At 49.3% G+C, this 671-nt stretch carries 1 protein-coding gene; it reads right to left on the bottom strand.

Annotation, left to right across the window (positions count from 1 at the left end):
- The coding region (locus TZ48_RS23895) for a cadherin-like domain-containing protein (RefSeq protein WP_162674716.1) at positions 1 to 671 on the bottom strand (671 nt) is incomplete at both ends.

The following is a 671-nucleotide window of genomic DNA, read 5'->3' as shown; positions in this document are numbered from 1 at the left end:
GGTCATCGCCATCTACATCACTCGCTTGCGATAGCAATTGCTCTTGAGTCAGAGTAATCGAGCCATCTTCGTCAACTGAGTAAGCTAAGTCACCTGAGACTGGCGCATCGTTCACTGCAATAACGTCAATACCTGCTGTCGTCTCTGCGGTTGCACCGTCTTCATCAACAACCACCACATCAAGCGATACGTTGCCGTTGAAGTTCTCATTTGGCGCAAAGCTGTAGGTACCGTCACCGTTGTCGGTGAAGATACCGTCCGTACCGGAGTACGACACATCACTGACACTCACCTCGCCTTCTACGTCACTTGAATTAGCAAGTAGTTGGTCGTCAGAGATGGTGATGATGCCATCTTCATCGACTGAGTATGTGGTTGAACCGGCCACTGGAATGTCATTGACAGACTCAACGGTCACATCAATGTTGGCCTCTGTGGTGGTTGTACCGTCGCTTACTGAGAAGCTTAAATCAACTTCACCATTAAAGTTCTCGTTTGGCGCGAAGGTATACGTACCGTCACCATTATCGGTGAACACACCTTCGGTACCAGAGTAGCTGACATCTGCAACGGATAGGTCATCGCCATCAATATCAGACGCGCCAGCAAGAAGCTGCTCATCCGTAAAGGTCAACGAGCCGTCTTCTTGGATGGTATAACCCACATCTTCT

The organism is Vibrio variabilis (assembly GCF_003263785.1).
Classification (GTDB): Bacteria; Pseudomonadota; Gammaproteobacteria; order Enterobacterales; family Vibrionaceae; genus Vibrio; species Vibrio variabilis.
The sequence above is the reverse complement of the archived record's forward strand: the minus strand, read 5'-3'. Positions and strand labels throughout refer to the sequence as shown.